This is a genomic window from Nocardiopsis endophytica (genome assembly GCF_027706725.1).
Taxonomy (GTDB): Bacteria; Actinomycetota; Actinomycetes; order Streptosporangiales; family Streptosporangiaceae; genus Nocardiopsis_A; species Nocardiopsis_A endophytica.
The window spans coordinates 1-9,049 of the sequence record NZ_JAQFWQ010000182.1; the positions used below are offsets into that span (position 1 = coordinate 1).

Here is a 9,049-nt window from a genome sequence, read left to right on the forward strand (position 1 = left end):
CCGGGAACCACCCCGCTTCCGCCGTCGCCGCCAACACCGGTAACCACGCACACGCCCACCGCCCGACAGCGCTGCCGTAGGTGCCGCCGACCTCTCCTCGTCGCCGCCCCATCACGGTGACCACGCACACGCGCCGCCGCCGACAACGCTGCGGCGAGGGCCGCCCGCCTTCGTCGTTGCCGTTCTCGACCTCACGCTTCGGCGGGCCGCCGCCCGGCTGGGGCCCGTGAGCGGGGTACCTGCTGCTCCCGCCCTGGTCGTGGCGTCGGGCGGTCGCACGACCGGTACCACGGCGCGCCCCGCATGCCTCTCGTCTCGAGGGCGACACCCCGACTCGCAGGGCCCTCCCCCGACTCCGGGACCGCCTCCCCCTCACTCCCAGGGCCATCCGCTCCGGGACGCCTCCCCCTCACTCCCGGGGCCATCCGCACGTCCCATGCCCGACCGCATACCGCGCCGGGCTCGCTCTCCGGTGCCCCTCGGTCGGCGTGCGCCCCTACACGCCGACCATGCGTCTCCTCGTGCCGTCCCAGCTGAAGTGCAGGGTCGCGATGCCGGGCTCCGCCGGGTCCCGCAGGCACTCGTAGATGTGCAGGCTCGGCACGCTCGCGAAGCAGCCCCACACCCGCTCCGAGGTGAGCACGAAGTCCAGGTCGAGCTCCACCAGCAGCCCCAGCAGGCGCCCGTGCGTGGGCTCGTCCACCTTGGCGAAGGCGTCGTCGAGCAGGATCAGCCTGGGCGCGTCGGGCGCGCTCTTGGCCAGGGAGTCGTACTGGGCCGCCGCCGCGGCGAACAGCACCAGGTAGGCCACCACCCGCTGCTCGCCCTGGCTGAGGCCGGTCCGGTGGCTGAGCCTGCGCTCGACGTCCGGGCGGGCGGCGTCGGTCACCCGCACCTCGAACGAGAACCAGGACCGGTAGTCCAGCGCCTGCCGCAGCTGCGCTCCCCCGGTCGCCGTGGGGTCCAGGCGGCGGATGGACTCGATGCAGCGGCGCAGCGCGTCCCGCAGCCGGGTCGTCTCCACCCGGCTGCGCTCGTGGGCGGGCGTGGCCAGCAGCGGCACCACCGCGCGCACGTCCTCGTCGGCGTCGGGGGCCAGGTCCCAGCCGATGCGCACCCCGATCCCCTGGGAGGTGGTGACGCCCTCCAGCACCCCGTTCATCGCCGCCACCAGCTCGCGGGCCTCGTCGATCCTTCGGGCCAGGTGCTCGGCCAGCTCTCCGAGCAGGTGGCGCTCGTAGGCCTCCTCCTCGCGCAGCAGCGCCGCCTCCTCGGCCTCCGCGCGCAGCTCCTCCAGCCGGGCCGCGTACTCCCCCACCCCGCGTGCGCCGGAGTCGTCGTGCACGGTGATCCGCTTGACCCCGTGCACCTCGGCGACCTCGGTGCGGGCGGCGGCGTGCCGCCCCAGCGCCTCGTGCAGCTCCTCGCGCAGGCGCAGCAGCCCGCTGTCGTCGACCTCCTCGGGGGCGCCGCCCTCCAGGCCCTTCTCCAGCGCCTCGACCAGCCCCTCCAGGGCCGCGAGCCGCTCGGCCTCGCCGTCCGGCGCCCCGGCGTCCGGCGCCGCGGCGGCCAGGGCGGGGGCGGCGTCCTCCAGCCCCGCGGCGGCGAGCAGGTCGGCGTCGGGCCCACCGTCGGCCCCGCACAGGGCGGCGCGCAGCCGGTCCCCGGCGGCCAGCGCCCGCTCGGCCTGCTCGGCGCGCTCGGCCACCGCGGCGGCCAGCCGGGTCTCGGCGGCGATGCGCTCGTCCCGGGCGCGCTGCGCGGCGCGCTCCAGGTCGGGGACGCGGGCGGCGGCCTCGTCCATGCGGCCGCGCACCTCGTCGACGGCGGTCCCCAGCCGCCCGGGGTCGGCAGCGCGGGCCCGGTCGGTCAGCTCGATGTCCCGGCGCACGGTGATCATGTCGCCGATGGCTGCGGTGCGGGCGTCCTCGGCCACCACCCGGTCGGCGCGCGCCTGCCGCCAGTCCTCCACGGCGGCGCGGTGCTCCTCCAGCTGGGCCGCCAGGTCGCGCAGGGCGCGCAGGGCGGCGGCGGTGCGCACCCGCAGCCCCTCCACGGCGGTTCCGGTGGCGGCGGCCTCCGGAGCCTCCTCGGGCAGTCCGGCGGCGCCGGCCTCCTCCCGCACGGCGGTGCGCAGCCCGAGCGCGGTGCCCCGGGCGGCGTCGGCGGCCTCCTGGGCGCGGTCGCGCTCTTCGAGGACAGTGTCCAGCCAGGCCCGGGCCTCGTCCAGGGCGGCGCGGGCGCGCGCGGGCCCTTCGCCCCCGGGGAGGGTCCGCGCGGCGGCGACCAGGCGCTCCTGAGCGCGCTCGGCCTCGGCGCGGCGCTCGCCCGCCTCGGCGAGGAGCGCCTCGGCGATGTCGATGCGCCGGTCGACGTTGGCCAGGCGGCGGTCGCGGGCGGCGGCGCGCGCCCCGGCGCCGATGCGCTCGGGGGCGGTCGGGAGCCGTCCGGCGGAGCCGGAGGCCACGCCCAGGCGCCAGCGGCCGTCGACGGCCACCGCGCAGGCGGCCGGGGGCCGCTCGCCGTCGCGGCGGCGCCGGTGGCGGGGGCCGGGGTCGGCGGCGGACCCGCCTTCGGCGGGCAGCAGCGCGACCGAGGACAGCAGCGCCTCGACCCGGTCGCGCGGCACGCCGTGCTCGTCGGCGGCACCGTCGGCGACCCGCAGCACGTCCAGGAGGCTCGCGCCGTCGGCGGGGCGCCCGGGGGCGAGCACGGCCCCGTCCAGGGCGCCGTCGCCGGAGCCCTGCGCGGTGCCGTCGGGCGACAGCCGGGCGTCGAGCAGGCCGGAGGCGGCGAGGGCGGCCTCCAGGCCGACCTTCTCGGCGTCGCTGAGCCCGTCGGCGAAGTCGACCAGCAGGTACAGGGGCGTGCCCTCGGGCCCATCGCCCGCGGCGCCGCGCTTGCGCTCGGAGAGCTCGTCCAGCTCGGTGACGAGTTCGCGCTCCTCGCCCAGGGAGGTGTCGCGGCGCACGCGCAGCTCCTTGAGCAGGTCGTCGACGAGGGCGTGGGCGCCCTGCGCGATCCGGTCGCACAGGTCGGCGTCGACGGCCTCGCCCCCGCCGGGCGGCAGGTGGACGAGCTCCTCCAGGGCGGTGGCGGCGTCGGCGGCCCCGGGGAATGCCTCGGCCACGCCGCGCGCCCATTCCCGGACCCGTTCGGCGTAGCCGTCCCCCGCCTCGCGCAGGGCGCGGACGGCGGCCTCCTCGCGGGCGCGGGCGCGCTCCAGGGCCGCGTCGGCGGCCTCGGCCTCGCCCTCCAGGGCGTCGGCGCGGCGCTCGGCGGCGTCCCGGCGCCCGGCGGCCGCGGTGAGGGAGGCGACGGCGGCGGCCCGCTCGGCGGCCTGGGCCTCGGCGCGGGAGAGGCGGTCGTGCAGGTCGGCGAGGCCGGTTCGGAGCGCCTCCAGGTCGATGCCGGGCACGGGGTCCCGCTCGACGGCCCGCTCCAGGCCCTCGAAGTCGACGTGGGTGGTGGACTCGCGCGGGGCGAGCACGGTGTGCACCGGCCGGGGCACGCGGCCGAGCAGGGCGGGGTCCATCCCGGCGGCGCGGGCCGCCTCGGCGGCCTCGGTGTGCAGCTCCTCCAGCCCGTCCAGGGTGCGCTCGACGCCGGCGGTGCCGGCGGCGAGGGCGGCGATGGCGCGCTCCTCCCGGGTGAGCGCGTACCCGGCCGCGGTCCAGGCGGACTCGGCGGCCCGGATGTAGGCGGCGACGGCGGCGTCGCGGGCCTGGAGCTCGCCCTCGGCGGGGGCGGGCTCGGCCCGTCCGGCGGCGGTGAGGGTGGCGGCGTCGGAGGCGGCGGTGTCGCGGGTGCGGCGGCTGCGGTCGCGCTCCTCCTGGGCCGCGCCCTCCTCGGTGACCAGCCGGTCCAGTTCCTCTTCGAGGCGGGCGGCCTCGGCGTCGCGGCGGCGGAAGCCGTCCACCAGGCCGCGCACGCGGGCGGTGCGGCGGCCGAGGACGCCGTGCAGGTAGCCGCGGTAGCCGCCGAGGAAGGCGCGGACGTTCTCGGCGGCGGCGGTCAGCGCGGTGCGGCGGGCGCGGGCCTCCTCCAGGTCGGCGACGTTGCGGGCGACCTGGTCGAGGACGGCCTCGTCCATCGGCGGGAGGGCCTCGGCGAGCACCGAGACCAGCTCCCCGGCCTCCAGGCGCTCGCCGATGGTGGGGCGGCGCAGCCGGTAGAGCAGGTGGACCAGGTTGCGGTAGCGGACCGGGTCGTCCAGCCCGAACAGGTCGCGCATGACGCGGCCGCGGTAGGCCGCCGCGGAGTCGTAGCAGTCGTCGCCGCCGAGTTCGGCGCGCAGCCGCTCGACGGGGACGGGGCGCCCGCCGCGGACGAGTTCCAGGTCGTCGCCGACGGAGCGGTCGGTGGCGAAGAAGAGGGTGCGGGGCTCCTCGCCGGGGACGGCGGTGACCGCGGCGCCGAGGGTGAGGCGGCCGGAGGCGCCGGCCTCCTCCCGGGCGAACTCGATCCACAGGTAGCCGACGCGGGCGGCGGGGGCGCCGGAGCCATCGGTGTCGGAGCCGGTGCCGGGGGTGCTGTCGGAGCCGGTCTCGGGGTCCGCTCGGCCCCCGGTGGCCCCGTCCCCGTCCGGAGCGGCGTCCGGGTCGGAGTCCGAGGCGACCCCCGGGTCAGCCCCGGCCTCCGCCGACGGGTCCGCGCCATCCGTCTCTTCCGCTTCTTCCGCGTCCCTGCCGGCCTCCGCGCCGCCGCCGTCGTCCAGCACGGGGGCAGAGCGCCCGTCCTGCATCAGCCACCGCAGGCTGGTGCGCCCGGTGCCGGTGGTGTCGAGCCGCCGGACGTCGCCGTCCAGCAGGAACGGCAGCAGCATCTCCAGGGCCTTGGACTTTCCCGCGCCGTTGCGGCCGCGCAGCAGCAGGCGCCCGTCGGCGAAGGAGAAGACCTGGTCGTCGTAGTGCCAGACGTTGTGGATCCCGGCCCGGTGGAGGCGGTGGCGGGGGCGCGGGGCGGGTCCGACGACCGGTAGCGGCGCGGTCACCTGGTCGTCGGCGGACACCTCCCGCCCGGCGGGGCCGGCCGGGTCCGGGGCCGTGCCGGTGTCGCTCATCTACCGCCCTCCGCTTTCGTCGGTGCCGCTGGATCCGCCCGTGCCCGCCGCGGCCGGAACCGGGCGATCCGGCCCATTGTCCCGGATTCGGGGCCTCTCCGGGCCGTACCGGGCGGCCGCCGCCAACAGCTCCCAGCCGCCGTCGCCGCCGGGCTCCACAGCGCGCAGCAGCCCGGCCTCGCACAACCGCCGGAGCACCCGTTCGCGCAGGTCGCCCCGGCCCGGTCCGGCGGGAAGGGCCGCGTCCAGCTCCTCGGCCAGGACGCCCTCGGGCACCTCGGCCCCGCGGGCGGGGGTGGCCGGGGGCCGCACCCGCCCGGCCAGACCGCGCACCAGCAGCAGGGCGGCGCGCCCCTCGGGGCCGGTGCCGGGCAGGTGGGCCTCCTCGTCGCCGTCGGGGTCGCCGTCGGGCATGACCAGCGCCACCCCCTCGGCGCGCACCTCGGTCTCGCAGCCGAGCAGCGCACCGAGCTCGGCGGCGGCGCGCCACTGGTGGCGGGCGAGGCGCCCGCGCTGGCGCTCGGGCAGGTCCTCCCGGTAGACGACGGCCTGCTCGGCGAGGAGGCGGCGGAGGGCCACCTCTCCCTCGTCGTCGGTGTCCGGGTCGGGGTCGCGGGCCGAGCGCAGGAACTCGGCGGGGCCGGAGGCCGAGTGCGGCGGGTGGGCGAGCGCCCGGCGGGCCGCCTCGGCGTCGACGTCCAGGCCCACGGCGGGGGCCGTCCCGGCGGCGTGGTCGTCCAGGGCGCCCTCGCCGCGCTCGGCGACCACCCCCCAGGAGGCCAGGTGGCGCAGGGCGGCGGTGAAGGCGCGGCGCTCGGCGGCGCGCGCCCGGGGGTCGTGGGGCAGGCCCGCCTCGGCGGCGGCGGCGCGCACCCGCTCGGCCAGCTCACCGGCGTCGGTGCGCGCGCCGCACTCGGGCAGCGCGGCCAGGGTGAGCGCCAGGTAGGCGTAGGCGCGGGGGGTGAGCGGGGCGCCGCTGGCCCGGCGCGGCGGCGGGGCGTCCCCGGGCGGGCCGGCCTTGACCAGCCGGGCGTGGTCGGCCTCCACGACCAGCTCGTACCCCAGGACGCGGCGGAAGCGCTGCACCAGCCAGTCGGAGTGCGCGCGGACGAGGGCGAGGTCGCGGGGGTGGGTGCGCCAGGACAGGACCGGGGTGCGCAGCAGCCGCCGGGCGGCGGCCTGCCGCTCCCCGGTGAGCGCGATGTCGTCGATCATTCCGGGGGCTCCTGCCGCGGGCCGTCGTCGGGAGAGGGGACGCGGGTGACCGGGTAGTCGGTGACCTGGAGCCACAGCCCTTCGAGGAGGAGTTCGCCGTCGGGCGAGGCGAGGGTCAGCGCCGCGTCCGGGGCGGGGCCGGCGTGCAGCCGGATCTCCAGTTCGAGGTCGCCGGCGCCGACGGGGGCGCGCTCGGGGTGCCCCGACCCCAGGGCCGCGGTGAGCAGCTCCATGAGCACGTCCATGGCGGCGGGGGTGAGGTCGATGCGGTCCTCGCCGCCGGTGCGCTCGGCGAGGGCGCGGTGGACCTGGGCCGCGGCGGCGCGGCGCCAGTGGGCGCGGGACTCGGCGCCGTCGCGCAGGGCGGCGCGCTGGGCGGAGTGGTCGGCGGCGGGCTCCGTGGGCACGGGGCCCGCGGGGCGCGGCGGCGCGGCGTGGGCGCGCGGGGAGTTCCACCAGCTCCCGGCGGCGGGGGCGGTCTCGTCGCCGGACCCGCCGAGGTGCCGGGCGGGCCAGGCCGCGAAGGCGGCGGCGTAGAGCGCGTCGGCGCGCGCGGCGTCGGCGGAGTCGAACCACCGGGCGAGCCGCAGGAGGGCGGCGCGCCCGTGCCGACCGGTCGCCCGCCCGCTCCCGGCCGCCTCGTCCACTGCTGAGTCACCCATCACTTCAGCAGACTAAAGACCCCTGGCGACCGCCGTGCCCCGATCGCCCGTCCCATTCCCGGCCAGGCGGCCGAAATCACGCCGGTGAGCTGGGTGTTATGCGCGCCTCGGGAATTATGCCGAACCCGGGAGGGGGCACCGCGCACCGTCACCGCGGGTGTGACCGCCGCCGCGGGCGGGGCGGGTCCGGCCCGTCAGCCACCCGGGCGCATCAGCATGCCGCCGTCCGCCTCCTCCATGGCGGTGCGCTGCTCGTCCGGGAGTTCGTCGGACGCGCCCACCTCGTACCGGGTGAAGTAGAGACCGCCCCCGAACTCCTGCGGGTCGGCCAGCTCGACCGGGACCCGGTACGGGTCGTCCTGGCATTCCGGCAGGCACCAGGTTCCGGAGAGGTCGCCCTCGCCTTCGGCCCCTTCGGCGCCCCAGCGGGTCCATTCCAGGTCGTTGAAGGTCGTGAACTCCGAAGCGGTCAGGGCCTCCGGCTCGCGGTCGGCGTACCCCCCTTCGTCACCGTGGGTGTTGAAGACGGCGACGTCGGCGGGCGGACCGGAGCCCGACGGGGGCTGGGACGACGGGGAGCGGGTCGGGGACGACGGGGACGGGGACGGTGCCGCCTCCCCGCCCGCCGTGCAGCCCGCCGCCGCGGCGAGGACGGCCGCGGCGGCGGCGATGGTGCGCGTCGGCTTCATGGGGTCCTCCCTCGGACGCCGAACATCGTCACTCACCGTGATCTTACGTGCGGTTTCGGAGGATGTGTCGGAACGGCCCGCTGTCGAAAGGGATCCGGTCGGGGCGGAACCCCTCTCGGCGACGGTCCGCCCCCGCCCCGGGGCGCCACCGCCGCCCCTGTACCAAGCAAGCGTTAGGTGGTATATCTGGCGCATGGAGACCGCCCCCTGGACCGCCCGCGGCGCCGACGGCCCCCACCTGGTCGGCAGCCGGTGCACCGCCTGCGGCGCCGTGTCCTTCCCGCCCGACCGGGAGCGCTGCCGCGACCCGCACTGCCCCGGCGGGGACCTGGTGGAGGCCGCGCTCCCCCGCCGCGGCCGCATCTGGTCCTTCACCGACTGCCGCTACCCCCCGCCCCCGCCCTACGTCCCGCCCACCGACCCCTTCGAGCCGTTCGTGCTCCTGGCCGTCGAGGTGGACGGCCCCGGACCGATCGTCCTCGGCCAGGCCCCGCCCGGCACCGCCCTGTCCTCGCTGCGCATCGGGGGCCGCGCCGAGCTCGTCGAGGGCACCGCCGCGGGCCCCGACGGCGGTAGCCACCCCGTGTGGCACTGGCGCCCGGTGCCGGACGGCGACGGGGGCGACCGATGAGCGGCGTGTGCGTCATCGGCGCCGGAATGCACCCCTGGGGCAAGTGGGGCCGCCCCTTCACCGCGTACGGCACCGCCGCCGCGCGGGCCGCGCTCGCCGACGCGGGGGCCGACGCCTCCGAGGTCGACTTCGTCTCCGGCGCCGCCACGGTCCGCGGCGGCTACCCCGGCTTCGTCGCCGGGGCCGCCTTCGCCCGCGCCCTGGGCTGGCGGGGCCAGCAGGTCGCCAGCTCCTACGCGGCCTGCGCGTCGGGCGCCCAGGCGATCGCCACCGCCCGCGCACGCCTGCTCGCCGGGCTCAGCGACATGGCCCTGGTGGTCGGGGCCGAGTCCGCCCCCAAGGGGTTCTTCGCGCCGCTGGGCGGCGACCGCCCCGACGACCCCGACTGGCTGCGGTTCCGCCTGCTCGGAGCGGCCAACCCGCTCTACTTCGCGCTCGCCGCCCGCCGCCGGATGGAGCTGCACGGGGCGCGCCCCGAGGACTTCGCCGCGGTCAAGGCCAAGAACGCGGCGCACGGCGCGGCCAACCCCATGGCCCGCTACCGGAAGCGGACGACCGCCGGGGAGGTACTGGCCTCCCCCGTCGTGGCCGACCCGCTGCACCTGCTGGACGTGTGCGCGACCAGCGACGGGGGCGCCGCGCTGGTGCTGGTGCGCGAGGAGGACGCGCGCCGCCGGGGCGCCGACGCGGTGCGCCTGGCCGGGCTGTCGGCGGCCGTGCCGGAGTACCCGGTGGCCGAGCCGGAGATGCCGTACCTGGCGGGCGACCCGCCCAGGGCCGGGAACGGGGC

General features: G+C 78.7%; 6 protein-coding genes. 2 read left to right on the plus strand and 4 right to left on the minus strand.

Annotated elements, in window-relative coordinates; genetic code table 11:
* Positions 1-496: 496 nt before the first annotated feature.
* From O4J56_RS31420 to O4J56_RS31435, 4 genes are all read right to left on the minus strand, one after another.
* On the minus strand, positions 497-5,062 hold the full coding sequence (locus O4J56_RS31420; RefSeq protein WP_270690836.1) for a TIGR02680 family protein: 4,566 nt from the start codon (positions 5,060-5,062) through the stop codon (positions 497-499).
* The gene (locus O4J56_RS31425; RefSeq protein WP_270690838.1) at positions 5,063-6,277 is read right to left on the minus strand and encodes a DUF2398 family protein; all 1,215 of its coding nucleotides are present in this window, start codon (positions 6,275-6,277) and stop codon (positions 5,063-5,065) included.
* Positions 6,274-6,939: a DUF2397 family protein gene (locus tag O4J56_RS31430; RefSeq protein ID WP_270690840.1), complete on the minus strand. Its 666-nt coding sequence runs from the start codon at positions 6,937-6,939 to the stop codon at positions 6,274-6,276. Before O4J56_RS31430 ends, O4J56_RS31425 begins: the two co-directional genes overlap by 4 nt.
* Before the next feature lie 194 nt (positions 6,940-7,133).
* On the minus strand, positions 7,134-7,628 hold the full coding sequence (locus tag O4J56_RS31435; protein ID WP_270690842.1) for a hypothetical protein: 495 nt from the start codon (positions 7,626-7,628) through the stop codon (positions 7,134-7,136).
* Between the two features lie 193 nt (positions 7,629-7,821).
* On the opposite strand from O4J56_RS31435, the gene O4J56_RS31440 reads away from it, so the two are divergent.
* Both O4J56_RS31440 and O4J56_RS31445 read left to right on the plus strand, forming a co-directional pair.
* Positions 7,822-8,259, plus strand: coding sequence for a Zn-ribbon domain-containing OB-fold protein (locus O4J56_RS31440; RefSeq protein ID WP_270690843.1), 438 nt, complete (start codon positions 7,822-7,824; stop codon positions 8,257-8,259).
* The coding region (locus O4J56_RS31445; RefSeq protein WP_270690845.1) for a thiolase family protein at positions 8,256-9,049 on the plus strand (794 nt) is incomplete at its 3' end. The genes O4J56_RS31440 and O4J56_RS31445, both read left to right, overlap by 4 nt.